1 pseudogene is annotated in these 866 nt (G+C 71.4%); it reads right to left on the bottom strand.

The features are described 5' to 3' along the window. Positions 1-132: 132 nt before the first annotated feature. Positions 133-866, bottom strand: a pseudogene (locus tag CFP71_RS43015) (glutamine synthetase); the annotation flags it as partial.

Here is an 866-nt window from a genome sequence, read left to right as displayed (position 1 = left end):
ACTCTCTTCGCCGCTCCATCCATGCCCCCGCCGCCGCCCTCAACGGAGGCGCTGCGCGCCCGGCCTGGATTCCAGCGGTGAAGGGCCCCTTCGCTGCGTCTGATGCGGGTAAAGCGTCCTTCAGCCCCCGCTTCAGTGCCGCCACCGCTGAGCTTCGGTGACCTCCTTCGCGCTCGCCCCCGCGAACCGTTCGATCTCGGCCCGCCGCACGTCCACGATCGTCGTCGCCAGCGTCGCGCCGAACGCGGCCGCCAGGTCCTTGTCCGCTTCGAACGCCGAGACGGCTTCTTCCAGCCGCTGAGGCAGCCGCTCGATCCCACGAGCGGCGCGTTCGGCGTCGGTCAGTGTCCCCGGATCCACGTCCACCGGCTCCGGCAGCGAAGCCTCCTCGTCGACACCGGCCATCCCGGCGAACAGCAGCGCGGCGGCCAGCAGATACGGATTCGCGGTCAGGTCGAAGCATTTGACCTCGAGGTTCGCCGCCGACCCGCGGTTCCCGGCGACCCCGCGCACCAGCCGCAGCGGTGTCTCCCGGTTCTCCAACCCCCACGCGGTGTACACCCCCGCCCAGTGGTGCGGCTCCAGCCGCAGGTAGCTGACGACCGACGGCGCCCCGATCGCGAGCAGGGCGGGCAGCCGCCGCAGGATTCCCGCGCTGAACGATTCCGCTACCGGAGTGAGCCCGAAAGTCCTTTCGCCGCCGGAGAAAAGGTTCCGCGCGCCGTGCCAGACGCTCAGGTGCACGTGCCCGCCGTTGCCGACGCCGGCGGGCGCGAACTTCGGGGTGAAGGACGCCTTCAGCCCGTGCCGGTGGCTGAGCGCGCGGATCGTCTCCTTGGTCAGCACGGCGACGTCGGCCGCGCGCA

This window comes from Amycolatopsis thailandensis, assembly GCF_002234405.1.
Classification (GTDB): domain Bacteria; phylum Actinomycetota; class Actinomycetes; order Mycobacteriales; family Pseudonocardiaceae; genus Amycolatopsis; species Amycolatopsis thailandensis.
The sequence above is the reverse complement of the archived record's forward strand: the minus strand, read 5'-3'. Positions and strand labels throughout refer to the sequence as shown.